This is a genomic window from Psychrobacter sp. 16-MNA-CIBAN-0192 (assembly GCF_040309565.1).
Lineage (GTDB): Bacteria > Pseudomonadota > Gammaproteobacteria > Pseudomonadales > Moraxellaceae > Psychrobacter.
The window spans coordinates 135,626-160,431 of the sequence record NZ_JBEOOX010000005.1 but is presented as its reverse complement, the minus strand read 5'-3'; the positions used below and the strand labels follow the sequence as shown (position 1 = coordinate 160,431).

Genomic DNA, 24,806 nt, shown 5'->3' with positions numbered 1-24,806 from the left:
AAAAAGCCGCCATATAGGCAGCGAGGTGAATGTTTAAGTTTGTTTATTGCAGTTTGATTGAAGCAATCGCGTTTTGCAGACCGTCAATCAAGCCCGTTAAGTCAACGCCAGCGTTTTGCGTAGCATCTGTTCGAGTAGCGCTAGGCGTACTCTTTAAATCTTTTACAAGGCTTCGGCGCTCTTTGCGAGACATACCCGCCTGCGCCATGATTAAATCTAGTTTATGAGCGGCAATGCGCTCTTTAGCAGTATTATTGGTTTGCTCTGCAATCACATCGGAGTCTAAGAAGCTATCAGCCATACCTGTCTCAACGGCTGTTTTGCCATTAATCCAAGTCTCTTTGTCCATTTGCGATGAAAGCTCAGTCGCCTCCATACCGCTTTTTACATGATAAATATCAGCGATGGTCGCATCGATTTGCTCCAAGAAGTCAGCGACTTCGCGCATATCGTTACGATTGCCGCCAACACCAGTCCACGCATTATGAATCATGAAGAAACCAGCGCGCGCAATCTTAACTTCATCAGCAGCCATCGCAATAAATGACGCGGCGCTCGCTGCCATGCCAAGCACACGAACGGTCACATGACCGCCATATTCACGCAGCATATTGTAGATTACTAAACCTTCAAACACATCACCGCCAGGGGAATTAATATTGACTACAATATCTGCGCCGTTAAATCTTTTAAGTTGCGCGCTAATAGACTTGCCGGTGACACCACCATCGGTCCACCAGTCATATCCGATAACTTCTAAGATATTAATAACGTTTTCAGTGTCATCATCTAACGCTTTGATGCCTGGATTCCATCGATCCAAAGCAAGCGGCATTTTTACATCATGTGTTGCCTCAAAATCCGCCTTAGGCATCAGTGTTCGCTTGCCCATCGTTGGCACCTCCGTTGTAGTTTGTGCCCACTTTATCAAGCGGGATTAATGCTGATTGGATAGTGTATTTATCACCACCTTCAATCGGCGGCATATTCTCTTTGGATCTTACTTCATCGCGGTTTATCCAGCCGTTGTTAAGGCCAGATGAGTAGTATTCAGAGCGCGTCTTGCTATCTGCTCTTAGCAAGCCTTCGACATTGAACTCAACGTAATACTTGTCGCTATCAAGCTTGCCGATAAGACAGCGTAAAATTTCTTGCTCAATATTTACCAGTAACGGTCGAAATGTGTATTTTAAAAAGTGTAAATCTTGAGCTTCAGCAGATGCTGCCCATGAGCTTTGTTTATTGAAATGACCAATCATGATTGGAGATACGCGGAACCAACGACAAATCTCCTCAATCTCAAATGCGCGCGTCTCTAACATCTGCGCAGCTTCTGGATTCATTGTCACGCCGTTATACTGCATACCATGCTCAAGCACCATCGTCTTACCAGCATTATTGCTACCCATAAACTTAGTGATGTGGCCATGTAGTTTGTCACGCTGCTCATTTGTAAGCTTTTGCTCAGTGGTTAAAAACCCAGACGTTTGCAATCCATTTTCAAAAAACTTGCCAGCGGCGTGTTCAGCTGATGCAGCCGTCGCAAACGTTTCGCGGCCCTTATTAATAGTGAAGATACCCATCACGCCATCGATGCCAAAAGCGCGAATATGCATGATGTCCTTATGGTTAATTTCGCGGTGGGTTGTGCCATCTGTGTAGTGGTACTGAAGCAGATCATTGTTTTTATTGCGAGACACTTTCACATGCTGCGGCAAAAGCGGCTCAAGCGATATAATCCGCTTGCCTGTTATATTGCGCTTAATTTCAACGTAGGCATTACCCCACAGCAGTAGGCTTGCCACAATCATCTGCATGAAGCGACTAGGTGTCATCTCATAATTGGGCGACCGGCACAGTAAATCGTATAGAGGATGACCCTTCGCCACCACTCTACTGCTATCTGCTTTAGTTTCATAAACCTTAAGCGGCAGCGTTGATACTGTCTCTGCTACTAAGCGCACACATGAAAACACAGTGCTAAGCTGCAAGGCGCTATCAACAGTAACGTTTTTGCCACTGGCTGTTCTGGTGGACACAGTATCGCTAGGCGTTAGACTCAGATGTCCATCCAAGCCTAAAAAACTAATGGCGGCTTTTGCAGCTTTTGCAAAACGCTGGGGCTTGATTAGATTAAGCACATTGAATCCCTTAAATATTAAACGCCGATTATGATTGGGTCATCGTAGAACCCATTGTCTCCACCGCCTTCACCAGCCAATACCATGGCGCGACTGATGCCCATTAATAAAGCAACAGCGCCATCAATCTTTTTGTAGTTGGTTTCTTTACGCGGGAATACGTTGTTGTTTGCATCTTCGCGTGATACGACATTACCAATCATCCAAGATAAGACCGGATGGCCGTCATGATGAAACCGCCCGCTTTTCATTGCAGCTTCTAACTCACGCATAGCTGGAGAAAAAGACTTGACCGTCTTAGGTATCTTCACAGCGTCATACCCAGCAGCTTCAATAGTAGCAGCGACTTGGAATCCGCCCCATTCATCGTAAGGCACTTCGGTTAATGGAAATCTACCTGCATCTGCTACCAAGTCTTCAGCAATAGCATTCAGGTCATTTTCAGCACCATCGTGCACTTCAAGCAAACCCTGGTTCATCCACTTCTGGTACCGCTCAACTGCTTGTTTCTCATCGCCCTTATAAACCGTGTCTTCTGGCAAATAAAACCATGGTGCGATGCAGTAGTAATGCAATCGTCCATCATCTTCATGCCGATAAAATAAATTGATGCGAGCTGCGATGTCGATTTTTGACGCCAAATCTATTGGCATCACGCAAGGAGTTGATACAAAGTCATTGATGTCTAGGCTTTTATCAGCACAAGCTTTCCAATGCTCCATATTGAAGAACGCTGATTTTGCAGATACCCAGACATTTAGATGCTTGGTCTTAAAAGAGTTTTGACGACTGGCGTTATGGATTGCTTTGGTTTGTTGCGACTCCAGGAAGTCAGCATATACAGATATATCGTAATTGGGATTTGCTTTGATCAGTACATTTGGGTCTGCCCAGTCATCACCGTCATCGATAGTCCATATCCAACCAAACAACTCGTCATCAGGTACGTTGCCCAATAGTACGTCCTGCACACGACTACGGAGCTCATAACAAGGGCCCTCAATATTATGCCCGGCCGTAGTAATGACAAACATCATTGGTTGGCGTCGCGCACCCATACCCGTTTGCATCGTGTCATAGAGACGGCTATCGGGATGCTCATGATATTCATCGACGACGGCGCAATGTGGCGACTGACCATCTGGCGGGTCGCCAATAATTGGCTCAAACAAAGAACCGTCATCAGGGCGCTCGAGACTGGCCGCGTTAATCTGTATGCCGGTTGCTGATACCAAAGCGGGTGATCGCAATACCATCAAACGTGCCGGCTTAAAAACCTCCCACGCTTGCTTCTCGGTTGTCGCGCCTGAATAAACTTCGCTACCAAACTCACCATCATTGGCAAACATATTAAGAGCGACGCCCGCGGCGATTGCTGACTTACCATTCTTACGTGGCACTTCCCAATAGGACTCACGAAAGCGTCTGAAGCCATCTTTCTTACGCATCCAACCGAACATGACCGCGATACCAAATTTTTGCCAAGGCTCAAGCTGAATCTTTAAGCGCTTTAAAGCCCATTCACCCTTGGTATGAGGCAGCAATTCAACAAAAAGTATCTTCTTTTCGGCGGCTTTTGGGTCAAATTTATATGGATAGTCACGCTTTTTTGATGCTTTTAAGTCATCTAAGTGACGTTGGCAAGCCAGAATCACCCATTTGCATGCTGGTATTTTGCCTTTGACGACTGCTCTTGCCCACTTATTGGCGATATCAACATTGGGATAATCGACCATATTTATCTCGCTTGAGCATTCATCACATATTCAGAACACCTGCAAATGGGTTGGTTTGATTTTTATCACCAGCACCAGTTAAGCGTTGACGAGATGAAGGATCTAATCCTAGTAAGCTACCAAAAGTTGCCATCTGTCTTACTGCCTCGTTGAGTGCGGTCAATGCTGGATTTTTAATCGGACTACCTGATGCGCCCATAACAGTAACGCCTTCTTTCGCAAGCTCCTTCTGGCTTTGGCGATAAGTGTCATACGCTATACAGAAAACTTCGACATTGGTCATATCTGTAATTCTTAGCAACTCATTCTTAAGCAGCTCTGGAACTATTGACCGCCAAATCATCGGTGCAAACTCTAAATCGTTCATATATTCTGGCGGCTCGATATCGACCACTTCACTAAATGTTGGAATATTAATATTTTTATTTTTCGATTTTCTGGGATCCGCCTTTCGACCGCGACCCGGTACCGCAGCAATTCCTCCCATAGCAAAAAATCCTTAGTCGGTCAATAGGGCAAACTTTTAATTCAACGCTCGTAAAAATGAACTTTGGAGGCGGTCACTGGGGATTGTCTCTCTGAACTCCGAGGCCGCCCTCCCCCTAAAAATATTATTCATTGGCGGTTTTGGTGCGGTGACACTTGCTACAAAGTGATTGTAGGTTGCTCAGCTCATCACTGCCGCCACTTGCCTTGTTTAGTATATGGTCAACGTCTGTGGCTGGCACGTGACGTCCTGACTTGCTACAAGATACGCATAGATAACCATCACGGCGTAGTACCTCTTCGCGTAGCTTGCGCCAAGCATGACCATAACCTCGTTCGGTTGTACTGCCTTTACGTCTGTTTCCCCAACTGCCTCTTTGGTCTGAATGGTCATCACAATACCCTTTCATCAAACGACTTTTAACCAAGTTAGGACAACGATGGCTTCTGCATGGTGTGGATGGCATGTGCATAACCTGTGTATATCAATAGAGTTGGACGCTATTGGACTCGAACCAATGCGGACGCGCTGTCACCAAGACACCAAGGAAAGGGAATCGAACCCGTAGCCGTCACGCCTGCACCATGCAGCGCCCATAAAAAAGCCCACGCTATTGCTAACGTGGGTAAGGATTGCTTTGGTGCCCTCATTGATGAAGGCACCAAATTATGTGGCTCGAAGGGCAGGACTTGAACCTGCGACCCTAGTGGCAAGTATCACCACGGCTCTGACCAACTGAGCTACCTACGAATAAATGGTTGGCAATAAAAAAGGCGTCGTGTAATTAAACACGTCGCCTTTTATTTATCACTCTTTATATTGTCTGGACTTATCTATAACTTAAGCCAGTATGACAATACAATAGCCTATTGGGCAGCAAGGGTCAAGCTATATCACCTTGCTTGGTGCGCAAATCTTTAATAGCATCCTCAATAGCAATAACACCGTTATCACCAAGCTGCCTTTGCACGCTTGTCTCTACAGCTATACGGAAAGCCAAGCGGTCAATCTCTTTATCAGTCATAGCGCGAATATCAAAACCTGATAGCTCGCGAACAATCACACGTAACATCAGCGTCATAACAGCGTCAGCATGGTCATCCGTCTTATCATAAACACTACCACCAAAAGTTAACTCATCAACTAACGCGCTAATTGTTTTTTGTGACCCTAATTCAAAATTTTCCGCTAGGTTTGCATCGACTATTCCGCGCATAATAACTTTAGTATTTTTCATGACATTCACCTTGTTTCGAGTAGCACCATTGCTGCTCTGTTACGTCCTATTATATACGCATTGCGTATCATGTCAACTATTAGATTTAAAATAATCAAAAACACTTTCATAACCTAATCGCCTTGCTTCAAGCTCATACATAAAGAGATTCCATGTCGTAGCGTGTGGCGTTCTAAAATTAACGCTGTCAGCGCTTGAACACCAACCTCTATATGTTTGTAGCCCGATACCTGCTACCACCGCAGCAACAGGCTGTATCATGCCGTGCGCTCGATGCACCGCCTTGATGTTCTCGGGCGTTGGCTTGTCGATATAATCTAAATAGCTATTTGTCATCACATAACCCCAGCATTTGAAAGTTTTTTTCTATAATTGTAAAAGCATGGTTATCTTGTTCTATCAGCGTACAATCCATGCCATGCTCATAAGCTGCAAGCCCAGTCGTTCCGCTACCTGCGAACATATCGCACACCGTCTTTACATCAAACGCGCCCAGCAGATCATCTATCATCGCCTGATTTTTCTGATACTTGTACTGCATACCGATTTTAGGCGCATGAAACACAGACGGATAATAATGATTGCTGTCATCTGAGTAGTGATCTTGGCGCACTATCTTGCGTCTATCAAACGCAGACTTAACGCCCTTTTTTCTAAAGTAGGCAATATTCGCATGAGTAATATGAGGTTGTGCAAAACTACGATTTTTTGTAGGTGTTTTAAAATCAAGCACCATTTGCCACGCAAAATCTAAATTGCTATGCTTGTAAAAATCAAGCATTTGATGTGCTGAGCATATTAGCAATAAATGATCGAAGTCATAGCAATCGAATATCGCCTTTAATTCACTACCGCTCATCTCAAAAGGTGGGTCGGTAAAAATCATATCAAACTTAGCGCCATGATTCCTTGCGTCATCATTAATTATTCGTATCATCTGTAAACCTCATATAGTTTTTTGCATTGCGCTAATTTATTACTGTCAAAACTCGCTGTTATCGCCTTTGTGTAGAAATCAACATTACCCATGCGGCTGTTATAGCGTCTGTAAAACAAATTGAAGTCCTCAGCGCTAAGTGATTGCTTTAAATAAGATTGCAGCGTGTCGTAGAAGTGCTTGCAGCGTCTGCCGAGTATGCCGCTTTGAAATGTCGTGCTGTACTCAAAGTAAGTACGCGCCATTTCTTCCTGCTCTTTTAGCGTTTCTCGCTCACGTAATATGCGAACCTCAGCTTCTTTTATCTTTTGACGCTCTCGCAAGATCATTGACGCATCAAACAAACGCTTTTCTATTGTTGAGCATGTATTCTCACCCCGCAATTTTATATCATGAGCATAACCGCAAGCTGGACACGCTGTTAATGTTGCTTTAAAGAATAAACCGCAAGCCTCGCAAGTCGTTAAGTTCTTGCGCTTAACCCTGCCTTGTCGCTTCGTCCAATCAACGGCATCACTTGGTAATCCATGCCTAGCTATTGAGTCACCGTTTAAGTCTAGTATCAGCGCATGTTTACCTTTGCGCGGCCTTAGTACGCGACCACATAACTGACGATACAAGCCAAAGCTAGCAACAACACGCGATAAGATGAGCACATCAGCATCAGGCACATCAAAACCCTCGTTAATCATATCGACTGCGACCAGCACTTTGATCTGCTTGCTTTCAAACGCTTGCAGTATGCGCTCAATCTCATATTGTGGTATCTGACTGTGAATAACCTCTGCGCTGATACCTGCCTTTTTAAACGCTTCCGCTGTATCAGCGGCGTTAATAATGCGTGGCTCAATACAAATAGTCTGCAATTCGTTTGCGTGATTGATATAAGCGTCAACCGATGTATTACCGATGTATAATCGCTTACCGCCGCTTTCTCCTTTTTCTGAGTCATACTTAGCCTGTGCAAAGTAGGCGCTGTATTCAGCAAGATAGCCCTCGCTAATCAGTCGCTCAGTTGCATTAATCTGATACCCCTCAGCTTGCAGTATGCGCTCAAAGAAGCCGCCATACTTTGCTATCATCGGGAAACCATCGCCGCGAATTGGTGTTGCTGTAAAGCCAACGCACCTAATACCTATCTTTTCCGCCAATGCCGCCCATTTATTGTCATCCGCTAAGTGATGCGCTTCATCAATCAGCATAATTTTAGCGTTCTTATTGATTAATAACTTACCGCTTTTAAGCTGGCTGTTGATTGTGTCTATAGATACCAGTTCTATCGTTGATCGTGGATTAATAAAATGCTGACCCACTTTAGCGATATTGTTATTTGCACTAATGCGCTTGGTTGTATTGCTTGCGATAATGCGATGATGCAAACCGCACATTGCTAGCTTTTCGCTCGCTTGTTTAATCAGGATATTGCGATGACAAACAATGATTGCTTGCTCGTAGTGTTCTGCCAGCTTAGCAATAATCGGAGTCTTACCTGCCCCAGTATCAAGCTGCACTAAGTCGTTCGTATTGCTCGCTATAATTTGCGTGAGTATCGAGCTTTGATAACTTCGTAATATCATAGCTCTACTCCATATCTCGTCTTGATTTCGGACAGTCGTAACTGTATAGATCCAACATCACGCCCATGTTTATCTATCGCTTTCTTAGCATTTCTAACCGCTGCTGCCTGCAACTTAAATCTATCGTAACTCAAGACACCCGCAAGCACTTTTACAATGTCCATGTAATCGCAATCTCTGAGCTGAATCCAAAAATCAGAACCTTGCGCCCTTGGGTTGTTAAGCACCTCATAAAGCACGGCCTCGCTATCTGTCTGCTCGATAAACCCTTTGCGTATTTTCTCAGCCCAAGCCTTTTGTTTTGGCGAGCCGGTTAACGCACTAGCGCCTAGTAGTTTTGCGGTAGCGCGATGCTCAGCCGCTTTGTTAATTGCGTATTGCTCACGCTCATTGCGAACCACTTTTTTTGGCTCTGCTTTGACTTCTTGAGCAACTTCAATAACTGCGATCTCTTGCGCTATTTCGATTTCTTCAATCGCAGTTTCAATGTTAGCGATAAAATCATTGATTTGTTTTTCAGCTACTTTACGTAGATCACCTTTTTTAGTGAAAGCGTTTTCGCGGTAGTCATGCCATAAAACACGCTTAGCGTCATCTTTATAAAAATTAACAAATTTGCTATCAACGATGTCAGATAAGTTGTCGTGAGTAACCGCTTCAAACTGAGCTAGAGAGATACCGAAGTAAGCAAGCATAAAGTCTTGGTTGTTTTTATCTTCAACTGCTTTTTTTACTTCTTGCTTAACTGCTTTAAATGTCATGCTTGCACATGATTTACATACATCAGCATGATTAACATGAGCTACTGTGTTTCCGCATAATTCACAAATAAACATATTATCTCTCCAGTCGTTTAGCACTATTGCTTAACTTATGCTTTATTATAGTACGCATTGCGTATTAATACAACCTATTTCTTAAAATAAAAGCAAAATAAAACCCCGCTATTGCGAGGCTCTAAAATCATTATACTGCAGACAGTTGATGACGATAACCACTAACCGAATGATCAATCTTACCAATCAAATCATGCACGTCATGTATCATCTGGCGCTGGTAAGTCAGCCATGCATTGGTATAAGTGCTGGCGTTAATCTCGATGCCACTATATCGCAGGCGACCTTTGACCGTGTACACATCCCACAAAGCGTATAACTCAAAGTGTAATACCATGCGCGCCATCAGTCGTGCTAGTTCAGCCAAGCTATGTGAACAGGCTTTCGGTTCAGAACGCTGATCCCACGAGCATCGTCTTATCATTATATCAACCAAATACTGAACCACCTCATCAAAGCAGCGTGACCAATCCCAATTATCATCACTACCCCATAGTAATATACTTGCCAGCGCCTTGGCTGGCGCGTGGTCAATCCCTGCTATTGCTGCACACTTATCTTCCCAATTCACATCTGGCGCCAGCCCACCTTGTCCGATATCAAACTTGACGGTCTTAGCATGCATACCACGTTCAAGCCAGTCTTGATGCGCAAGCTGTAGAGTTAGCGACTTACCAAAACCGTTATGCGAATCATCAACCCATACATGAGTAACTAACTTGTTAGGCATCTTGTTTGCTGACTCAGACTTATGGCCAACCGGCATAACTTGACTGATAAACTTTTCAATACTGACAGTCCTCTCAACCTTTGGTGCTTCTGGTCGGTTAAAAATCAGTGTGCCGCTGTCATGGTCGATAGACACCACCTTAACCACCTTGCCTTTTGCATCCAACCATTCGCTGTCAGGCTCAATATCCTTACTCACTTATCACTCTCCCCAGCTTCTTCACCTGCCAGCGCAAAGTAAGCAGCGCCATCTAAGTAATTATCTTCACGGTGCTCACCTTGTTCCGAACGTGCCAGCTTTACACACGCCATAAACTTCCAACCTTGCGTAGGCGTAAGCTCATGACCAGTCAATGCGTTAAACATTGCCACTATCTTTGGCATGGAGCGTTCAGCATTGTTGCCTGTCTTATCGTAGGACTTGCCACGCTCTGACATTATTTGTACAGCTTCATTAAGTATCTGTACGGCTTTTGGTTGACACGCTGCTTCCTCATAAGGCTCATGTGTTTGTGTAACGTTATCACTCAAGCGCTCATCAAAGAAATAAAGGAGGTCGCTTTTAGATGCTGTGTAAGGAACATTAGAACAACCATCGACATTCTCAAAACCCTTAACCACGCCATTTTCGAAACTCGTTACTGTCACGGTGTGCAATTCATTGCGCTTATTAACCCAAACACTACCAATCTCAATACCCACGCCAACCTCCAAAATACAATTCAATGAAAAGAAACAATCACTATCTACGTTTTTTATTACGCCCAAGTCTTGGATGCTGTTTGCGTAACGCCGCTTGCTGCTCGTTGATATCGTTTAAGATCCGCACAAACTCAGCACGATGTACCCAGCTTTTTGAATGACCTCTTAACACCAGCTCAATGCGGTGGCGGGAACGTACCAAATTTTGATACTCATCTTTAGGTGATAACTTCTCATCATGTGAGCAGCCAGACTGTGACACCACGCTTTGCGCTGAGCCGTTCACACCTATCGTACAAGTTGCCAATCTCTCAAACATACTTTGCCTTGCCATATCCTTATGCCCTTGATTATCTAATCGCGTGTAAAGCCAATGCGAGCCACAGCCAACTCAGCAATTTGGTGGCGACAAACTAACACGAAGTGTAAAGCTAATGCGAGCCACAGCCAACAATGCTAAGAATCCAAGCAATGACCAAAGCGAACCTGATAACTCATAGATTGCCAACACTACCTTTGATACTGAGAACACCAATACGATGTTATAAATGATTGCTAATAATGCATGGAAGCATTCTGGCCAATATCGTAAGTCCATAACTATCCCTGCTCATTATTGGTTTGAGTTGCTGGCATGTCTGCCCATTCTTGTTTGATTGCTTCATATCCAAGTAAGCCGGTTGGTGCATTTAGGCATTCACACTTAGGGCAACGGATCATAAGGAAGCCGTCAGGATAATCACTATTATCAGGTCGCTGCCTTAACTCCAAATCAGTAACGGTAAATGATATGGACTCATAACAGTTACCGCATGTCGTTGCGTAATTTCCTGTACTACTACTCATAACGTGCCCGCCATATAGTCAGTGATAATCTGTATGGCATGGTCAAATCCTTTAGCAATAATGGCGTAATACCCTTCAGCGTTCAGCATATCTAAGCGCTCAAGCTGTTCTGGTGTGGTTCTGCTGCCCTTCACCTTCTTGAGCTCAATGCGCAAACCGTGATAACCACCTTTGGCAATATCAAGAATCAAATCCGGATAGCCTTTCTTAACGCCCATCTTTTTAAAGTTATAACCCTCACCAAGACTGCGACCGCCGCCATTGGGCGTATGCACCAAGTAATCAGCTAATGAGCGGCCGTTATGCTTGATGTAACCTGCCCATATCAGTATTGCTTTTTGAATTGAGTCTTCAGACGTGCCTACGTGTATTTTTCTAGTTGTCATAACCCTGCTCGTATCTCGTTATTTTTATTGCCGGCTCAACAAATACTGCAGCAACCATCAAGCCAGCGCCCATTCCTGCCCAAGCTGAGCCATGAAAGAATGCAAAATAAACATTGGCCATAAATCCAAGTACCGCCAAAACAATCAATATCACTTTCATTGCTGCAATCCCATGTATCCATACAACCAGTTAAAGCCAATAGCGAACATCAAGCCAACGCCAAACATTGCCAACCCATTGCCTTGCGTCTCTCCAAATACAACGTTGACCAATACAGCAATCATGCCCGCGCTAAATAATATTTTATTCATAACAACCTAAACCCCATCACCTTATCTTTAACGACACGCCAGCCAACCGGGTTGTCATTCCTGCGCTCTAAGTAACCAATCTCAACCAATCCGCTAAGCAGTCGCTGGTGAGTACGTGAGCAGCCAACCAAGTGCTGCTCTAATTCCATACGACCCACCCAAGCTGGATAACGGTGTGCAAGGTGACGACAGACTGCAATGCGTGTTTTAAAGTTCTGCTCATGCGTGCTCATCTCTCAACAACCTTGTGCATACGATTAAATATATCGCGGGTCATTGGCTCTTTACTGCCATCGTGCCATCGGTATAAGTCACGACAACTTGGGTGCTGCTGGTGTATTCAGTTTGCTGCACCACTTTTCCATTGGCGCGGTTTTCTGTAATGGCATTGCTGATGGTTTTGATGCTCATACTGACTCCTGCATTTGGTTAAGTAATCTGTCATAGGCGGCAACACGTGGTTCGCCAATCTGAGTGTTCTTATCAACAAGCGCGTAACTCTCATCAGTGGTCATGCCAGAGAACGGCTCACGCTTTAAGCCATTAAGAAATAACGGTTGGTTGGTGATAACTGGACTGCTATGACTAGGATGGAATACATCTGGAAAATCGTTATCTGAATCACTAGGTTTAACTCCTACGCTGCTCCAATCTGTTTTACTGTTGGCTGTAGGTTTAGTTTTAGCCTTGTTTTTCTTCTGATGTTGATAATCACGTTCAATCCATTCTGCTAATAAGTCTTTACGTCTTGCTTCTGTTTGGATTACTGAGCCTTTTAATTCTTGTTCTGTATGGAAGTTCTTAAACTTAGTTACTTGGTATTCATACTGAGACTGAGTGATATCTGGTACTGCTGATAATCCCTGTTTTAGCATGTTGTTTATTTCACTAAGGTTTGGTTGCTTCCAGCTTTGAATTGAATCAACCATAGAAGGGTTTTTATTATTACTATTACTCTCTTTTTTAGTCTCTTTGTATTCTCTTAAACATTGGTGCATATCGCCCTTATCTGATTGGTGCATATTGCCCTTATGCTCGGTGCATTCTGCTACTGTCGATTGGTGCATATTGCCCTTATCGGTATTTACTTGGGCTACAGGCTGATTACGGCTTATTTCATCTAATTTCACATAATCAATAGAGTAGTGATTGACGCGATTGAATGAGTTACTAGCCAGCTTGCTTACCAATAAAACTTCCTGCTTTCTTAAGCTTCTGATTGCACGTTTGATAGTGTCAGTCGACCAAAACGGAAAGTCCTGCTCTTTCCATTTATCTACTGTTTTATAAATCCACATCTTGTCATTATGTTTAACTTTTGCATGACGCAACCAGTAATGTACTTGCTGCAGCAAAATAGCTTCATTAAGCCCAATTGCGCAGGCAAGGCTTGGCAGTACCTGTAAAGGTGGTTCATTGATTAGTAGGATGCTCATTACGCCACCTCATGAACAATAGCGAATATGCCCGCTAGATGGGTTAAGCCTTTAGGGGTGAATAATGGCTGCATGTTGACGCGTATCTCACCATTGCTACCTAGAAAGGTTGCTGGACGCTGTTTCATAAAGCCTTGCTTCATGCGTTGACTGTGCATCTGTAACTTCTTAGCGTTATCACGGTATAGCCAGTTATGTGCCAAGCACCAGTTGATAAACTTGGTTTGCGGAATACCTAAAGTTTTGGCAGTGTCACGCACGTTGATGTCACCAACGGCACTATCGATAACATCCAATGCAGCCGCTTTAGGTTCTGCTATTGCTAGGCGTGTCTGTTGGTGCTCAATCACATCTGCCTGATCAGCTGCTAGGCGTAATGCTTCAGATAATGTGGTTGGAATTTGGAATGCTGGCGTGTTGGACTGAGCTTGGCGCTCACAACTAATAAAGTATTGGCGTGCTTGCCTGCCTTTATCTGAACGCTGAATCATAGATATCTCTTTTGCCATATCTACTGACACAAGGAAGTCGGCTAGCATCTGTCTTGCTAGGGCGTTAAAGACTTCACACCCTAAATAATCCTGACCATCAATAAATCCGTATTGAAGCTGACGCTCAAACCAACTTGAGAAGCGCTCGCTTGGTGCTAAAAAGTTGTAAAGTTCACGCGCTGATACAGCCTGCTGCAAATCTTTATGGTCTTGTATAATAGGTAAGTGCATGTCATAATCCTTTTGTGAAGTTTGTTTATCAAAGAAACGCCTAAACCCCATCAGTTCCCGCTGATGGGGTTTTTGTTTGGGCGCTCGCTTTTTGTCGCTTTTCGATGCGGTCAAATTCACGGTCAATACTGTTCTTATCGCCGATCACTTGAGTGGCTTTGCGTAGATTGCAAAGTTTGCATTGGGTGTTATTACAGCTCATTACCATCCCCACAATGATTAGCGATTTGAACGCTCAATGTGCGCAGCATCTGCATCGCGTCTTGTATCTTGGTTTGCATAGCTTCACGCTCATTGCAATCAATACGGCCATCTTCTAATGCCTTATGTATCTCTGCCATCACGTCACCTTGGCGTGCTGAAGTAGACAATGCGGTCATCATTATGCTTGCCTGCGTTGGCTCACTATCAACCACGCAATAAACACCACCAAGACGCTGAGCCATGGATTGAATGATGCTGTGGTTACCGGTGTATTCCATGATAGTGACCGCTTCATCTAAACGCAGATGATGACTATCGGTGTTTGGATTAACCTTATTATTAAGTACGGTGCTCGACATGCCCATACGTGCAGCCAAAGCGATTGAACCGCCATGCTTAATGTTGTGTACCGTCTTGTGTGCTGCGTCTGTTACGTTCATCGTGTTCTACCTATTTATAAAAACGTTTTATTGGTTAAGGGTTGGTTGTAATATCTATTCAACGTCTTCAAGAGATGCTAATGCTGGACAAAGCTCAGAAGAAGATATTTCGCCATTGGTCAATTTCTCTGCCTTTAAAGCCAATACCGCAGACATATGAGCATTCCCTTGCAACCAAGCCCAAACAGAAGGCTGAGTACAACCAAGGGCGGCGGCTGTTTTTTGCTGCCCACCAAAATGGGCTACTAACCGCTTGTATGATTTTTGGGAAGCTGTCATTTATATTGTCCTAACTATTGATTTTATAAGATTATATTGTTTTAACTATAAATAATCAATAGTTTTAACTGTTTGCAATAGTATAGTTTCAGCTATAAAGTCCATATAAACGCTAATCACTATTATTTTTAATACAGAGGGACGTATGAATACGCTACCGGATAGATTGAAGTTTGCTCGAGAGCAACTGAACCTGTCGCAACAACAGGTAGCCGACGCTGTAGGTATGAAGCAGCCTAGTTATTATCAGCTTGAAGCAGGCAAGTCGAAACGCTCACGCTTTATCAACGATATCGCGAAGGTGCTAAAGACAAATGCAGATTGGTTGATGTACGGAGAAGGCGATAATACGCCTAAGCCAAGCCGTGATGAATTAATGCAGAGAATAAGAGATATTGAGGACGGCGGTGCAAGGGATGCTAGTAATGCTCCCAAAGGCACCGTAAATGCAACTATGGTTGAGAGTTCAGATAAAGTCCCTATTCTTAGTTGGGTAGCTGCGGGTAGCTGGTCAAATGTGGATTCTGTTTCTTTTGGCGATGCTCTTGGCGAAGTATCAAGACCACGCAATTTATCGAAGAATGGCTTTGCCTTGATTGTTCGAGGCGAAAGCATGCTTCCTAAATTTGACCCTGACGATATTATCTATGTAGAGCCAGAAACAGGATTATTCGCATTGAAAAATAACGATCTTGTGATAGTTCAATGTAACCATGATACCGAAGCTACGTTTAAGCAGCTGGTATTAGGTGAGACATCAGATGATATGTACCTCAGACCTCTTAACCCAAACTGGCATGAGCAAAAAATGATGCCGATGGGCGACTGTAACTTGGTAGGCAAAGTGGTGGGTAAATATGTCGAATACTAATGACTGGGCATACATATGGATATGCCATTTTTTAAAACATGCTAAGCCAGTCGACGTATTGCCGCTAGGTTGGTGTGTATATCGTGAACCATTGGATTGGGATTAGTTTTAATGCGTACTAGCCAGCACGCTTGAGACTGGCTTGCAAGGAGAATGGAAGTGAGTAACGATTTAAAAGTTAAAGGACCTATTGAAATCAAAGACAACAGCGCCGAGCGTGTTGCTTTTGATTTAATGGCTAGAATAAGCACAGCTGAAAATTATAGTGAAACGCATCCTAAGCTGGCTGAAAATAAAAGACATTATTACTTGGAGCTTTATTCTCAGTGCTTAGATGCAGTTAAAGACAGAGGCGCGCCTAGTCTTTCTGACCTTTCAAAATAAACTCTGCTAATTTATGAGCAGTTTCAATAAAACTATCTCGCTGTTCTTTAGTGTTTGCTGGATTAGGTTTTAATAGCTTCACAACCTCTAGTCTTATTTCGGCTTCACGCTCAGCTTCATGGCTCATATAAACTCCTTTGTTAAATCAAACCGCCTAAATGGCGGTTTTTTTGTGTTTGATTAATAATAATTATAACAATATTTTAAAGTTAAGACTATTTTTATTGTTAAAACTATTGACAGTCATCTATAGTTAAAACTATAATTTACACATCAAGTCGAAACTAAGGAGTAATAATCTATGTTCGCTAAACTTGCAAAACGTATGTTGGCAGCTGTTGGAATCGTAGCGTTAGCGGTACTAATCCTAAATAGTGCAAGCGCTGGCTCTGGCATGATAAAGGAAGCGTTTGACCGCGAACAAGCAGCACATGACGCGCTGATTCAGGAACATAAGGCGTTTATCTCTGGCAATAAGAAATACTTTGATGATGGGGTTTACTAATGAGCACCTTGCAAAAAATGCTAAGCAACCTAGAGCTGCAAATGAATAACATCATGGCAGACAGTCCGTCAGAAGCGGAATTAAAAGCAATCAATGAGCAGACACGCCAGCTTACCGCGGTCAGCAAGCAAGTCGTTGATATCTACCGCCTAAGCTTGGACGCTGGCAGGTTCGCCTATCACACTGGTCAAGAAGTTCGTGTTGATGACGACATGATCAGTATTGGTGGTAGTCGCTCACTAAGTATCAGTGATGAGGTGCGCCGTGGTCACTAAAACCCTTACTGGCGTATCACGTCTGCCCAACATAACTTTATTACTAAGCATCAGGCGCATATCAGTCGTGCTGAACTCACAGCAAGGCTCAATAAAGAGTTTGGTTTGATGCTTAGTGAAGAACGTGTGCGCAGTTATGCCAAACGCAAGGGCTTGAATAGAATTATCAAGCTAATGATTGCTACAGATGAGCAGCGCCAATGGATTGTTGATAATCAAGCTGGCATGAGCAGACGCCAACTGACTACCTGCTTTAATAATCGGTTTGGCACATCTTTTAGTATCTCACAGCTCACTAGCTATTGTCGCCGTCGTGGTTTAAAGGCTGATGAAATCACCCGTAACCGCAAGCCCATTGGTACGGTCAGCCGTCAAGGTAAGTTCTTATGCATCAAGACTGCTAATCCTGATAAATGGGAGGTGATGCACCGCGTCCAGTGGGAATCGTATCACGGCAAAAAGATACCAGAAGGATTCATGATTGTATTTGCTGATGGTGACTGCGATAACCTATCTCGTGACAATCTGGTCTGTGTGCGTGATTCGATTGGCATCGTCATCAATCATAGAAACAGGGCAAACACTGCCAACCCCGAACTCAATAAAGTAATCATGCTGTCTGAATCGCTGAACGCAATGGTTAATGATCGTGAAAGACTTAATAAGGAGTGCGTATAAATGGCTGATATTGTTGATTTGGCAGATGAGCGCATTGATGCTGAGATGGCTGCTCGATTGAAGGTATTACCAAGATTTGACGTTAAGTCGCTTGCTGAATGTATCGAATGTGGTGAGGATATTCCTTATGCGCGTCAGATAATTGGCGGTGTGAAGCGATGTGTTGATTGTCAGCATCATTATGAGGTGAAAAACAGATGAGCATCAACAGTAAAAACAATCGTGATAAGCGCAAAAAGATTGCAGCACGCCAGCGTAATCAGCGTCTTGCCTTCTTCCAAAAAGAACATGGTATTTATCCGTTGGTATTCAAAGGTTATTTGATGGTACCACTTGATACCAGCCTTACGCCTGAAGAAATCAGCGACCGGTCAACGTACCATGAAGATTGGGCAATCATGCGGCATCGAATATTTAGAAATGCCCGGCGCTATAGAGTAACGGCGCACTTATTCAGACATGGCGTTATGGGCGAAGCAGTCGCTACCAGTTATATCAAGCATAAGATAAAAGAGCCAGACATCATCCCCTGCGCCCAGCAAGCATTCAATGAAGCGCAGGAAGACTTCAAAGATATCGATATGTCGCAGGTTTATGTTTGTATTAGAGCGTAGGGGAATCGCATGTTAAGACTTAATCACAGCTCAGTCGTACGCAAGGCACAAAAAGGCATTGAATCTGTACGCATGCTCGCTGTATTTGATGATGTAACCAAGTCAGGTGATGTGCAGCACGAACTATCACAGCGCTTCAATGTTAAAGATAACGTACTTACACTCAATGGCGTTCAGCATCAATTGTCTGAGCCAGTGAACCTGAATGCTGATCCTGAAGACTTAATGCATTACTTTGCAGCACGTTTTGCCAGTGCTCAGCCTGATATATTCTTAGAGCCACCACAATCAAAAGGCGGTGCAAGAATACCGGTATCAATCAAAGAGGTGCATTGGGAGTATCCCGATATGACTTGGCGCGGTATTGATAAAGGCGGCACGGTCGCCTACTTTGCGCAGCGTCCAAAATTAGATAATGCTGGGTATTGGGTCGCAGCGACTGAAGGTGTGATGCCCAAGTACGGCAAGTCAATCTGTATTGCTAGTGACTATAAGCGCAGTTTAAGAAGTAAATGAACGCAAAAGGATACCGGATTATGAAAAAACCATCTCCAAAAGACCTGATTAAGTTTATGAAAAGTCAGGCGGAAATCGGCATCGAATTAATGAAGTTTGTTACGATGAATAAGCAAGATATTATCGAGATTAAAAAGCAGTTACAGGTTCAGCAGTCGCAATTAAAGATACTTGCTGAGAATACTGGGTTGATTGACCCAATACAAAAAACCATAACCCTAGACCAAAGTATTTTTGATGGGTATAGCGAAAGATTCCAATGGGCTTTTTCCGACCTCAATGGTGATGTATTTATATCCACAGCTCAACCCACGTTGGGCGTATGCGGTCAAAAGTGGTCTGCAATAGGTGGTAATTGTTTTGTGGGTAAAACCAACCGCACTGGAAACTGGTTTGAGTCACTAATTGAGCGTGAGAGCAAGGAGCTAACAGGCAGTGATTTAGCTCGAGACTATTTTAAGCGCGGTTGCTGCCCTAGAATTTGTTTTGTTGGTGAAGATAACGACGAGTGCTTGAGTGACTTAGTAGTAGCAATGGTTATTGGTTATACTGATGATACGGGATTTGAAACCAGTTATAACGAGTTTTTCCCATACGCTGCACTTGTTAATAGCTATGGTGATGAATTGACAGCAAGCGAGGTCGGAGCATGACAACCAAGCCGAATGAAACCATTGAAGCGCTCCACCAGTTAGGCTTAACACCGCTTGACTGGGTAGACGCGGAGAGATTTGCAGAGTTGACTGGCATTGCAGTGCAAAAGCTCACCGACCGTAAGAAGGCATGGCCAGAAAACGTTGTTTGGATGAAGGAGAGTGGTAACCTATATTACTCAATCAGAGGATATAACAAGTGGATGACTCAGCAAGCAGACCAACGTTACCGGAAGGCGTCCGGCTTAGATCGGGGCGCATTCAAATCTACTTCAGCAGAAACGGTAAATCCCATCACATCACATTGCCGCACCCGGTCACTGCGGAAGGCATCAATGCAGCCGCTAAAATTAGACGTGATTTAATTACCAAAGCTGAATGGGGAATACTGACTGATAACGACATCGCCCACGCAAAGGGCGATTTTGTTGTTGATGATAGTGTCATCGTCAGTGATGGCGTGTTATTCCAAGAAGTCGCACAAAAGTACCTAAAGCACTGCGACGCCAACTTAGACTCCAAAAAGGATTACGTCAGCGCATTAAACAAACATTGGATGCCAAACTTGGCGCTGGTACCGGTGCATCTAATCACATCAGACATGATCAGAGATATCATTGCAGATAGTGAGTTTAAATCTGACAAGACATTGAATAATTGCCTTGTGCCATTGCGCGGTGTGTTTGAAAAAGCGATTGAGCTGCGACTGGTCACGCCAGCGGATAACCCCATGGCAATGATTAAGAATAAAAAAGTACAAACAGGACTGCCCGACCCTTTTACCCGCGACGAAATGAACGCGCTACTTAATTGGCTTGATAAAAATTTGGAAGGTAAAGACAGGTTTTATTATTGGTATTTTGAAGTGGCGTTTTGGACTGGATGTCGTCCTAGTGAGCTGACTGCTCTAAGATGGAATGATATTGACTGGTTTAATGGCTCAGTCATTATTAATAAAAGCCGTGTACGTGGTATTGAGAAGCAAGTTACCAAAACCCATACGGCAAGAGAAGTGTATTTAAACGATAGGTCCAAGCGCGCATTTGAAGCGCTGAATGATTTAGGTCTCAGTACAGAATACGTAATGATATGCCCAGAAACCAATGCACCTTTCTACAATGAGAAGCCGTCACGCCTGCGCTTAACTGATGCAATGAAACAAACTAGAGTAAGGCATCGACCAGCATATAATGCTAGGCATACCTATGCGACCATGTTATTAATGGCTGATGTGAATCCAGTATTCGTATCAAATCAACTTGGCCATAGTTTGCAAATGCTAATAAAACGATATGGACGCTGGATTCATGGCGACCAAAACAAGCTTGAGATGTCAAAACTAACGACTGATTAACTGGTCTTGCCAGCCAATCATGTCAAAATCATGTCATAAAAAAAGCCAGTAACCTAAGTTACTGACTTTTCTCATAAAATATGGTGGAGATGGCGGGAGTTGAACCCGCGTCCGCCAGCATTACGCTCATGACTCTACATGTTTAGTTTCTGTCTTTGGTTTTAGTCCGCACCGATCCGACAGTCAGGATGGATTGGACGATTCTCTACTTTTAAACCCAAGCAATTGAGACAATCACTTGTGGCGCTTCTACATGCGGACGCTTCAACTTAGTTGACCAACTGTAGATGATCAGCAACCAAGTAAGCAGGGTTTAAGCTGCTAGAGCGTAATTTTCGTCGTTTGCGACTATAACAATATATGTTTGATTAACGAGAGGACATATACTCTCGACATGCATCATTGAGTTTCATCACCAGCGTCGAAGCCAGAACATCCCCAATTGAAGTCGCTATTATATAGTAAACATGAAGGGTATGACAATATATAAGCCATGCCTATTACATCACGTTACACATTACTTATATCATCATGATGTATCTAACTCACCGTTTTACGCTAATACCTGATTTAACCACTTACCAATACCTTGAATTTGCGGCATACAAACTTGATGCGCCATTGGATAAGTATGGTATTCAACAGAATAGCCTTTGGTCGATAATAGCTGCTCGGCTTGTTCGCCCAGTACAACCGGAACCACAGGATCATGCGTACCGTGCTCAATCAATATGGGCATGTCTTTATTTGCCGCGCTATAACTTATAGTCTCATTGGTAGCGAAATAAGTAGACAGTGCCATCAGCCCCGCCAAACGCTGTGGATAGCTAAGCGCCAAATGATACGCTACTGCTCCGCCCTGCGAAAATCCAGCAATTACAATATGTTCAGGCTGGATGCCACGTTCGATTTCACGGCTAATTAAGTCAGCAATTTGCTGCGATGATGTTTCAATTTGACTAACATCAACCTTGCGCTCAATGCTCATCTCCAAGATATCGTACCATGCTGGCATGACCATACCACCGTTGATGGTGACTGCGCGCTCAGGTGCATGAGGGAAAATAAAGCGAACTGCCATGTCATTAGCCAGACCTAGTTGAGATACGACTGGCTCAAAATCATGTCCACTAGCACCCAAACCGTGCAACCAAATGACCGCTCGATTAATCGCTTTGTTAGTAGGACTGTGCTCGACAATAACAGCATCTAGATATTTACTCATTGGTTATCCTTAATGATATTCAAAAATTTAAACAGGATTCATCTTCTAAAATTACTTTAATTATAAAATTGCTTTGATTGTCATCATTCCTTAAACATAACCCGATAGTTTAGGTACTAATTTAGCAGTATTAAAATTGATAACGATGATTTATACCTATTTATAAGGACAGTTTACATGACAATTTTAAATAATTCAGGGACTTCGCTTAAGCCATTGAACAGCGCGATACCAAGTAAACTTATAAGCAAAATTAGACACCAAAGTCTGAATATACCTTTAGCCGTCATCAGTACCTTTTTCTTACTGGGTTGTAATGAAGATGATAGTTCATCAACTGTCGTACCACCTACTTTACCACCAAAGACTGAACCTACACAGTCGCAAGCTTTTACCTATGGCGTTCGTCCCTTTTATTTGGTCAACGATATGGATGAAAGCCCGCTAAAAGATGAATTACTGTCCTGTAAAGCGCAAACGCCTAGCAAGACAGACTTCTCTATCGCCCACCGCGGCGCACCTCTACAATTTCCTGAACATACCTATGACAGTTATGTCGCCTCAGCACAGATGGGAGCAGGCATCTTAGAATGTGATGTTGCATTTACCAACGATGGTGAACTTGTGTGTCGCCATGCCCAAAACGATCTGCATACCACGACTAATATCGTCGCCACGCCATTAGCAAATCAGTGTAGTGTTCCGCCTATAATAGACGTTAATGGCACGCTCACAAATGCTGCCGATATCGAATGTCGAACCTCAGATATTAGCGTCAGAGACTTTAAAAGTTTAAAGGGAAAAATGGACGCTGCTAACCCAAAAGCAAGCAATATTAGCGCCTACATGAATGCTACGGCACCATGGCGGACGGACTTGTATTCACAAAATGGTGAAGTGTTGACCTTAAAGGAACATATAGCGCTTGCTACTAGCTTGGGTATGAAACACACACCTGAGCTCAAAGCGCCTGTGGTTGCCATGCCCTTTAATGGCTATAGTTTAGATGCTTATCGTCAACAGTTGATTGACACTTATAAAGTTGCAGGCGTGCCCGCCAGTGATGTATACCCGCAATCCTTTAACCTTGAAGATATTGACTACTGGCTGAATAACGAGCCACAATATGCGACCAATGCCGTCTATCTCATCGATGATAGCAATGAGACCGCAGCAGGTAAAATATTTGATAAAAATGACCCAACGACGTGGAAGCATTCATTAGCTGATATTAAAGCGCGCGGCGTTAACATTATTGCCCCAGCATCTTGGCTATTGGTTACCAGCGACGGCAATGGCAAGCTGCTACCATCGGCATACGCCTTGCAAGCCAAAGCCAACGGACTCGACATTATTACTTGGTCGCTTGAACGGTCAGGACCATTAAAGAATGGCGGTGGTTGGTACTATAGTGGACTTGGCGATGCCATTAATAACGATGGAGATATTATGAATGTTATTGATGTATTGGCGCAAGAAGTTGGGGTTAAAGGTATCTTCTCAGATTGGCCAGCAACCGTGAGTTACTATGCCAATTGCAAAGGTTTCAAGTGATATAAGGGACGAGCTCTACTCATAAATAAATTAAGTAATGGAAACTAGCGGTTGCGTGACATCGGCATTTTGTCCACGATGACGCAAGTAATGGTCAAGCAACACAATCGCCAGCATCGCTTCGGCAATGGGCGTGGCACGTACACCAACACAAGGGTCATGACGACCTTTGGTCAACATATCGACCGCTTCGCCTTGAGCATTAATACTTTTGCCAGCGGTGGTAATGCTCGATGTCGGTTTTAACGCAATACTGACCCGAATATCTTGCCCAGACGAGATACCGCCCAAGATACCGCCAGCATGATTGGCGGTAAAGCCATCTGGGGTCATTTCATCGCGGGCGCTATGTCCAAATTGTTCAGCGACTGCCATACCATCACCGATTTCAACCCCTTTTACGGCATTGATACTCATCATCGCATGAGCAATATCGGCATCTAAACGGTCAAAAACAGGTTCACCTAAGCCTACAGGCACGCCACTGGCAATAATCTCTAGACGTGCGCCACAACTCGTACCTTCACGGCGCAAATTGTCTATTAAGCTTTCAAAACGCCCAATCGCGTCTTTATTCGCGCAAAAGAATGGATTGCTATTTACAAAATCCCAATCAATCGCTTTTGAATCCAATACTTGCGTACGCTCATGACCCATTTGAGTAACATGACCACGCACTTGTACGCCCAAACGCTCAAACAGGTATTTTTTAGCTATCGCACCGGCGGCAACGCGCATTGCTGTCTCGCGCGCTGAAGAACGCCCACCACCACGATAATCGCGGAAACCGTACTTCATACTATAAGTATAGTCCGCATGACCGGGGCGAAAAGTATCTTTTATCTCGCCATAGTCTTTAGATTTTTGATTGGTATTGCGAATCAGTAACCCGATAGACGTTCCGGTAGTTTTACCTTCGAAAATACCAGAGATAATCTCTACTTCGTCAGACTCACGGCGCTGGGTTGAGTATTTTGAGCTGCCCGGTTTACGGCGGTCTAAATCTATTTGCAAATCTTCAGCACATAATGCTAAGCCTGGCGGTACGCCATCGACGATAGCCATCAAGCCTGCCCCATGTGACTCACCGCACGTGGTCACCGAAAAAATTTTTCCAATACTATTGCCAGCCATGTTTGTCCTTAAACGGGTAAAACCTATTGTTAATCA

General features: G+C 43.8%; 40 protein-coding genes, 1 tRNA gene and 1 other RNA gene. 11 read left to right on the top strand and 31 right to left on the bottom strand.

The genetic code is table 11. The features are described 5' to 3' along the window. Positions 1-43: 43 nt before the first annotated feature. The 27 genes from AAEY78_RS06405 to AAEY78_RS06275 form a co-directional block, all read right to left on the bottom strand. The gene (locus AAEY78_RS06405) at positions 44-892 is read right to left on the bottom strand and encodes a head maturation protease, ClpP-related (protein WP_352338271.1); all 849 of its coding nucleotides are present in this window, start codon (positions 890-892) and stop codon (positions 44-46) included. After that, on the bottom strand, positions 867-2,141 hold the full coding sequence (locus tag AAEY78_RS06400) for a phage portal protein (RefSeq protein WP_352338269.1): 1,275 nt from the start codon (positions 2,139-2,141) through the stop codon (positions 867-869). Before AAEY78_RS06400 ends, AAEY78_RS06405 begins: the two co-directional genes overlap by 26 nt. Before the next feature lie 17 nt (positions 2,142-2,158). Beyond that, positions 2,159-3,877, bottom strand: a complete 1,719-nt coding sequence (locus AAEY78_RS06395; protein WP_352338267.1) for a terminase large subunit — start codon at positions 3,875-3,877, stop codon at positions 2,159-2,161. Positions 3,878-3,899: 22 nt separating this feature from the next. Next, the gene (locus AAEY78_RS06390) at positions 3,900-4,364 is read right to left on the bottom strand and encodes a phage terminase small subunit P27 family (protein ID WP_352338265.1); all 465 of its coding nucleotides are present in this window, start codon (positions 4,362-4,364) and stop codon (positions 3,900-3,902) included. Between the two features lie 124 nt (positions 4,365-4,488). Beyond that, positions 4,489-4,830 carry an HNH endonuclease gene (locus AAEY78_RS06385; protein WP_352338263.1) on the bottom strand — a complete coding sequence of 114 codons (342 nt, stop codon included), beginning with the start codon at positions 4,828-4,830 and terminating at the stop codon, positions 4,489-4,491. 34 nt (positions 4,831-4,864) lie between these two features. After that, on the bottom strand, positions 4,865-5,014 hold the full coding sequence (locus tag AAEY78_RS06380) for a hypothetical protein (protein WP_352338261.1): 150 nt from the start codon (positions 5,012-5,014) through the stop codon (positions 4,865-4,867). A 21-nt stretch (positions 5,015-5,035) separates the two neighbouring features. Further along, positions 5,036-5,114, bottom strand: a tRNA-Tyr gene (locus tag AAEY78_RS06375). 133 nt (positions 5,115-5,247) lie between these two features. Beyond that, positions 5,248-5,601: a hypothetical protein gene (locus tag AAEY78_RS06370; RefSeq protein ID WP_352338260.1), complete on the bottom strand. Its 354-nt coding sequence runs from the start codon at positions 5,599-5,601 to the stop codon at positions 5,248-5,250. Positions 5,602-5,673: 72 nt separating this feature from the next. Next, positions 5,674-5,937 carry a helix-turn-helix domain-containing protein gene (locus tag AAEY78_RS06365; protein WP_352338258.1) on the bottom strand — a complete coding sequence of 88 codons (264 nt, stop codon included), beginning with the start codon at positions 5,935-5,937 and terminating at the stop codon, positions 5,674-5,676. Further along, positions 5,927-6,538 carry an RsmD family RNA methyltransferase gene (locus AAEY78_RS06360; RefSeq protein ID WP_352338256.1) on the bottom strand — a complete coding sequence of 204 codons (612 nt, stop codon included), beginning with the start codon at positions 6,536-6,538 and terminating at the stop codon, positions 5,927-5,929. Before AAEY78_RS06360 ends, AAEY78_RS06365 begins: the two co-directional genes overlap by 11 nt. Further along, positions 6,535-8,115 (bottom strand): DEAD/DEAH box helicase, encoded by a 1,581-nt coding sequence (locus AAEY78_RS06355; protein ID WP_352338255.1) that lies wholly within the window; start codon positions 8,113-8,115, stop codon positions 6,535-6,537. The genes AAEY78_RS06360 and AAEY78_RS06355 overlap by 4 nt, the downstream gene beginning before the upstream one ends. Beyond that, positions 8,112-8,951 carry a hypothetical protein gene (locus AAEY78_RS06350; protein WP_352338253.1) on the bottom strand — a complete coding sequence of 280 codons (840 nt, stop codon included), beginning with the start codon at positions 8,949-8,951 and terminating at the stop codon, positions 8,112-8,114. The genes AAEY78_RS06355 and AAEY78_RS06350 overlap by 4 nt, the downstream gene beginning before the upstream one ends. A 130-nt stretch (positions 8,952-9,081) precedes the next feature. Continuing rightward, positions 9,082-9,879 (bottom strand): hypothetical protein, encoded by a 798-nt coding sequence (locus AAEY78_RS06345; protein WP_352338252.1) that lies wholly within the window; start codon positions 9,877-9,879, stop codon positions 9,082-9,084. Further along, a complete protein-coding gene (locus AAEY78_RS06340) occupies positions 9,876-10,382 on the bottom strand; it encodes a DUF6378 domain-containing protein (RefSeq protein ID WP_352338250.1) in 507 nt (168 codons plus the stop codon). Before AAEY78_RS06340 ends, AAEY78_RS06345 begins: the two co-directional genes overlap by 4 nt. 40 nt (positions 10,383-10,422) lie before the next feature. Next, the gene (locus AAEY78_RS06335; RefSeq protein WP_352338248.1) at positions 10,423-10,716 is read right to left on the bottom strand and encodes a hypothetical protein; all 294 of its coding nucleotides are present in this window, start codon (positions 10,714-10,716) and stop codon (positions 10,423-10,425) included. 57 nt (positions 10,717-10,773) lie between these two features. Beyond that, positions 10,774-10,980, bottom strand: a complete 207-nt coding sequence (locus AAEY78_RS06330; protein WP_352338247.1) for a hypothetical protein — start codon at positions 10,978-10,980, stop codon at positions 10,774-10,776. Between the two features lie 2 nt (positions 10,981-10,982). Then, entirely contained in the window at positions 10,983-11,228 is a 246-nt protein-coding gene (locus AAEY78_RS06325) for a hypothetical protein (RefSeq protein WP_352338245.1), read from the bottom strand. Further along, a complete protein-coding gene (locus AAEY78_RS06320) occupies positions 11,225-11,614 on the bottom strand; it encodes a PDDEXK family nuclease (RefSeq protein ID WP_352338244.1) in 390 nt (129 codons plus the stop codon). The genes AAEY78_RS06325 and AAEY78_RS06320 overlap by 4 nt, the downstream gene beginning before the upstream one ends. Beyond that, positions 11,604-11,774: a hypothetical protein gene (locus tag AAEY78_RS06315; RefSeq protein WP_352338242.1), complete on the bottom strand. Its 171-nt coding sequence runs from the start codon at positions 11,772-11,774 to the stop codon at positions 11,604-11,606. Before AAEY78_RS06315 ends, AAEY78_RS06320 begins: the two co-directional genes overlap by 11 nt. Beyond that, entirely contained in the window at positions 11,771-11,926 is a 156-nt protein-coding gene (locus AAEY78_RS06310) for a hypothetical protein (RefSeq protein WP_352338240.1), read from the bottom strand. The genes AAEY78_RS06315 and AAEY78_RS06310 overlap by 4 nt, the downstream gene beginning before the upstream one ends. Next, entirely contained in the window at positions 11,923-12,159 is a 237-nt protein-coding gene (locus AAEY78_RS06305) for a hypothetical protein (RefSeq protein ID WP_352338239.1), read from the bottom strand. The genes AAEY78_RS06310 and AAEY78_RS06305 overlap by 4 nt, the downstream gene beginning before the upstream one ends. A 40-nt stretch (positions 12,160-12,199) precedes the next feature. Then, complete coding sequence (locus tag AAEY78_RS06300; protein ID WP_352338237.1) at positions 12,200-12,337, bottom strand: hypothetical protein; 138 nt, start codon at positions 12,335-12,337, stop codon at positions 12,200-12,202. Next, a complete protein-coding gene (locus tag AAEY78_RS06295) occupies positions 12,334-13,362 on the bottom strand; it encodes a hypothetical protein (protein WP_352338235.1) in 1,029 nt (342 codons plus the stop codon). The genes AAEY78_RS06300 and AAEY78_RS06295 overlap by 4 nt, the downstream gene beginning before the upstream one ends. Continuing rightward, positions 13,362-14,084, bottom strand: coding sequence for a phage antirepressor KilAC domain-containing protein (locus tag AAEY78_RS06290; protein ID WP_352338234.1), 723 nt, complete (start codon positions 14,082-14,084; stop codon positions 13,362-13,364). Before AAEY78_RS06290 ends, AAEY78_RS06295 begins: the two co-directional genes overlap by 1 nt. Before the next feature lie 40 nt (positions 14,085-14,124). Then, complete coding sequence (locus AAEY78_RS06285) at positions 14,125-14,286, bottom strand: hypothetical protein (protein ID WP_352338232.1); 162 nt, start codon at positions 14,284-14,286, stop codon at positions 14,125-14,127. After that, complete coding sequence (locus tag AAEY78_RS06280) at positions 14,276-14,728, bottom strand: phage regulatory CII family protein (protein WP_352338230.1); 453 nt, start codon at positions 14,726-14,728, stop codon at positions 14,276-14,278. Before AAEY78_RS06280 ends, AAEY78_RS06285 begins: the two co-directional genes overlap by 11 nt. 54 nt (positions 14,729-14,782) lie before the next feature. After that, the gene (locus AAEY78_RS06275; RefSeq protein WP_352338229.1) at positions 14,783-15,007 is read right to left on the bottom strand and encodes a transcriptional regulator; all 225 of its coding nucleotides are present in this window, start codon (positions 15,005-15,007) and stop codon (positions 14,783-14,785) included. 145 nt (positions 15,008-15,152) lie between these two features. Between AAEY78_RS06275 and AAEY78_RS06270 the strand changes: the two genes are divergently transcribed. Beyond that, the gene (locus tag AAEY78_RS06270) at positions 15,153-15,878 is read left to right on the top strand and encodes a helix-turn-helix domain-containing protein (protein WP_352338227.1); all 726 of its coding nucleotides are present in this window, start codon (positions 15,153-15,155) and stop codon (positions 15,876-15,878) included. 159 nt (positions 15,879-16,037) lie between these two features. Next, positions 16,038-16,262: a hypothetical protein gene (locus tag AAEY78_RS06265; RefSeq protein WP_352338225.1), complete on the top strand. Its 225-nt coding sequence runs from the start codon at positions 16,038-16,040 to the stop codon at positions 16,260-16,262. On the opposite strand, the gene AAEY78_RS06260 is transcribed toward AAEY78_RS06265, so the two are convergent. Further along, entirely contained in the window at positions 16,237-16,389 is a 153-nt protein-coding gene (locus AAEY78_RS06260; RefSeq protein ID WP_352338223.1) for a hypothetical protein, read from the bottom strand. The genes AAEY78_RS06265 and AAEY78_RS06260 overlap by 26 nt on opposite strands. 174 nt (positions 16,390-16,563) lie before the next feature. Here AAEY78_RS06260 and AAEY78_RS06255 point away from each other — a divergent pair, with 174 nt between their 5' ends. The 8 genes from AAEY78_RS06255 (at position 16,564) to AAEY78_RS06220 (ending at position 20,857) form a co-directional block, all read left to right on the top strand. Beyond that, positions 16,564-16,767: a hypothetical protein gene (locus tag AAEY78_RS06255; RefSeq protein ID WP_352338221.1), complete on the top strand. Its 204-nt coding sequence runs from the start codon at positions 16,564-16,566 to the stop codon at positions 16,765-16,767. Beyond that, a complete protein-coding gene (locus tag AAEY78_RS06250; RefSeq protein ID WP_352338219.1) occupies positions 16,767-17,042 on the top strand; it encodes a hypothetical protein in 276 nt (91 codons plus the stop codon). The genes AAEY78_RS06255 and AAEY78_RS06250 overlap by 1 nt, the downstream gene beginning before the upstream one ends. A gap of 108 nt (positions 17,043-17,150) precedes the next feature. Further along, positions 17,151-17,720 (top strand): HNH endonuclease, encoded by a 570-nt coding sequence (locus AAEY78_RS06245; RefSeq protein ID WP_352338218.1) that lies wholly within the window; start codon positions 17,151-17,153, stop codon positions 17,718-17,720. Then, positions 17,721-17,921 (top strand): TraR/DksA C4-type zinc finger protein, encoded by a 201-nt coding sequence (locus AAEY78_RS06240; protein WP_352338217.1) that lies wholly within the window; start codon positions 17,721-17,723, stop codon positions 17,919-17,921. It abuts the gene before it with no gap. Continuing rightward, a complete protein-coding gene (locus AAEY78_RS06235; protein ID WP_352338215.1) occupies positions 17,918-18,334 on the top strand; it encodes a hypothetical protein in 417 nt (138 codons plus the stop codon). The genes AAEY78_RS06240 and AAEY78_RS06235 overlap by 4 nt, the downstream gene beginning before the upstream one ends. 9 nt (positions 18,335-18,343) lie before the next feature. After that, positions 18,344-18,850 carry a hypothetical protein gene (locus AAEY78_RS06230; protein WP_352338214.1) on the top strand — a complete coding sequence of 169 codons (507 nt, stop codon included), beginning with the start codon at positions 18,344-18,346 and terminating at the stop codon, positions 18,848-18,850. A gap of 20 nt (positions 18,851-18,870) precedes the next feature. Beyond that, positions 18,871-19,503, top strand: coding sequence for a hypothetical protein (locus tag AAEY78_RS06225; RefSeq protein WP_352338212.1), 633 nt, complete (start codon positions 18,871-18,873; stop codon positions 19,501-19,503). A 199-nt stretch (positions 19,504-19,702) separates the two neighbouring features. Next, complete coding sequence (locus tag AAEY78_RS06220; protein WP_352338210.1) at positions 19,703-20,857, top strand: tyrosine-type recombinase/integrase; 1,155 nt, start codon at positions 19,703-19,705, stop codon at positions 20,855-20,857. An 81-nt stretch (positions 20,858-20,938) separates the two neighbouring features. Here AAEY78_RS06220 and ssrA read toward each other — a convergent pair. Both ssrA and AAEY78_RS06210 read right to left on the bottom strand, forming a co-directional pair. Further along, positions 20,939-21,297, bottom strand: a transfer-messenger RNA (tmRNA) gene (gene ssrA, locus AAEY78_RS06215). A 113-nt stretch (positions 21,298-21,410) separates the two neighbouring features. After that, positions 21,411-22,082: an alpha/beta hydrolase gene (locus AAEY78_RS06210; protein ID WP_352338208.1), complete on the bottom strand. Its 672-nt coding sequence runs from the start codon at positions 22,080-22,082 to the stop codon at positions 21,411-21,413. A 177-nt stretch (positions 22,083-22,259) separates the two neighbouring features. Here AAEY78_RS06210 and AAEY78_RS06205 point away from each other — a divergent pair, with 177 nt between their 5' ends. Then, complete coding sequence (locus AAEY78_RS06205) at positions 22,260-23,636, top strand: glycerophosphodiester phosphodiesterase family protein (RefSeq protein ID WP_352338207.1); 1,377 nt, start codon at positions 22,260-22,262, stop codon at positions 23,634-23,636. A gap of 30 nt (positions 23,637-23,666) precedes the next feature. On the opposite strand, the gene aroC is transcribed toward AAEY78_RS06205, so the two are convergent. Next, complete coding sequence (gene aroC, locus AAEY78_RS06200; protein ID WP_352338205.1) at positions 23,667-24,770, bottom strand: chorismate synthase; 1,104 nt, start codon at positions 24,768-24,770, stop codon at positions 23,667-23,669. Between the last annotated feature and the right edge of the window lie 36 nt (positions 24,771-24,806).

Coding starts and splice junctions, on each gene's coding strand:
- AAEY78_RS06405 (WP_352338271.1), bottom strand. CDS start 892: ATGGGCAAGCGAACACTGATGCCTAAGGCGGATTTTGAGGCAACACAT.
- AAEY78_RS06395 (WP_352338267.1), bottom strand. CDS start 3,877: ATGGTCGATTATCCCAATGTTGATATCGCCAATAAGTGGGCAAGAGCA.
- AAEY78_RS06390 (WP_352338265.1), bottom strand. CDS start 4,364: ATGGGAGGAATTGCTGCGGTACCGGGTCGCGGTCGAAAGGCGGATCCC.
- AAEY78_RS06385 (WP_352338263.1), bottom strand. CDS start 4,830: ATGCCATCCACACCATGCAGAAGCCATCGTTGTCCTAACTTGGTTAAA.
- AAEY78_RS06380 (WP_352338261.1), bottom strand. CDS start 5,014: ATGAGGGCACCAAAGCAATCCTTACCCACGTTAGCAATAGCGTGGGCT.
- AAEY78_RS06370 (WP_352338260.1), bottom strand. CDS start 5,601: ATGAAAAATACTAAAGTTATTATGCGCGGAATAGTCGATGCAAACCTA.
- AAEY78_RS06365 (WP_352338258.1), bottom strand. CDS start 5,937: ATGACAAATAGCTATTTAGATTATATCGACAAGCCAACGCCCGAGAAC.
- AAEY78_RS06360 (WP_352338256.1), bottom strand. CDS start 6,538: ATGATACGAATAATTAATGATGACGCAAGGAATCATGGCGCTAAGTTT.
- AAEY78_RS06355 (WP_352338255.1), bottom strand. CDS start 8,115: ATGATATTACGAAGTTATCAAAGCTCGATACTCACGCAAATTATAGCG.
- AAEY78_RS06350 (WP_352338253.1), bottom strand. CDS start 8,951: ATGTTTATTTGTGAATTATGCGGAAACACAGTAGCTCATGTTAATCAT.
- AAEY78_RS06335 (WP_352338248.1), bottom strand. CDS start 10,716: ATGGCAAGGCAAAGTATGTTTGAGAGATTGGCAACTTGTACGATAGGT.
- AAEY78_RS06330 (WP_352338247.1), bottom strand. CDS start 10,980: ATGGACTTACGATATTGGCCAGAATGCTTCCATGCATTATTAGCAATC.
- AAEY78_RS06325 (WP_352338245.1), bottom strand. CDS start 11,228: ATGAGTAGTAGTACAGGAAATTACGCAACGACATGCGGTAACTGTTAT.
- AAEY78_RS06320 (WP_352338244.1), bottom strand. CDS start 11,614: ATGACAACTAGAAAAATACACGTAGGCACGTCTGAAGACTCAATTCAA.
- AAEY78_RS06315 (WP_352338242.1), bottom strand. CDS start 11,774: ATGAAAGTGATATTGATTGTTTTGGCGGTACTTGGATTTATGGCCAAT.
- AAEY78_RS06310 (WP_352338240.1), bottom strand. CDS start 11,926: ATGAATAAAATATTATTTAGCGCGGGCATGATTGCTGTATTGGTCAAC.
- AAEY78_RS06305 (WP_352338239.1), bottom strand. CDS start 12,159: ATGAGCACGCATGAGCAGAACTTTAAAACACGCATTGCAGTCTGTCGT.
- AAEY78_RS06300 (WP_352338237.1), bottom strand. CDS start 12,337: ATGAGCATCAAAACCATCAGCAATGCCATTACAGAAAACCGCGCCAAT.
- AAEY78_RS06295 (WP_352338235.1), bottom strand. CDS start 13,362: ATGAGCATCCTACTAATCAATGAACCACCTTTACAGGTACTGCCAAGC.
- AAEY78_RS06290 (WP_352338234.1), bottom strand. CDS start 14,084: ATGCACTTACCTATTATACAAGACCATAAAGATTTGCAGCAGGCTGTA.
- AAEY78_RS06285 (WP_352338232.1), bottom strand. CDS start 14,286: ATGAGCTGTAATAACACCCAATGCAAACTTTGCAATCTACGCAAAGCC.
- AAEY78_RS06280 (WP_352338230.1), bottom strand. CDS start 14,728: ATGAACGTAACAGACGCAGCACACAAGACGGTACACAACATTAAGCAT.
- AAEY78_RS06275 (WP_352338229.1), bottom strand. CDS start 15,007: ATGACAGCTTCCCAAAAATCATACAAGCGGTTAGTAGCCCATTTTGGT.
- AAEY78_RS06270 (WP_352338227.1), top strand. CDS start 15,153: ATGAATACGCTACCGGATAGATTGAAGTTTGCTCGAGAGCAACTGAAC.
- AAEY78_RS06260 (WP_352338223.1), bottom strand. CDS start 16,389: ATGAGCCATGAAGCTGAGCGTGAAGCCGAAATAAGACTAGAGGTTGTG.
- AAEY78_RS06255 (WP_352338221.1), top strand. CDS start 16,564: ATGTTCGCTAAACTTGCAAAACGTATGTTGGCAGCTGTTGGAATCGTA.
- AAEY78_RS06250 (WP_352338219.1), top strand. CDS start 16,767: ATGAGCACCTTGCAAAAAATGCTAAGCAACCTAGAGCTGCAAATGAAT.
- AAEY78_RS06245 (WP_352338218.1), top strand. CDS start 17,151: ATGCTTAGTGAAGAACGTGTGCGCAGTTATGCCAAACGCAAGGGCTTG.
- AAEY78_RS06240 (WP_352338217.1), top strand. CDS start 17,721: ATGGCTGATATTGTTGATTTGGCAGATGAGCGCATTGATGCTGAGATG.
- AAEY78_RS06235 (WP_352338215.1), top strand. CDS start 17,918: ATGAGCATCAACAGTAAAAACAATCGTGATAAGCGCAAAAAGATTGCA.
- AAEY78_RS06230 (WP_352338214.1), top strand. CDS start 18,344: ATGTTAAGACTTAATCACAGCTCAGTCGTACGCAAGGCACAAAAAGGC.
- AAEY78_RS06225 (WP_352338212.1), top strand. CDS start 18,871: ATGAAAAAACCATCTCCAAAAGACCTGATTAAGTTTATGAAAAGTCAG.
- AAEY78_RS06210 (WP_352338208.1), bottom strand. CDS start 22,082: ATGAGTAAATATCTAGATGCTGTTATTGTCGAGCACAGTCCTACTAAC.
- AAEY78_RS06205 (WP_352338207.1), top strand. CDS start 22,260: ATGACAATTTTAAATAATTCAGGGACTTCGCTTAAGCCATTGAACAGC.
- aroC (WP_352338205.1), bottom strand. CDS start 24,770: ATGGCTGGCAATAGTATTGGAAAAATTTTTTCGGTGACCACGTGCGGT.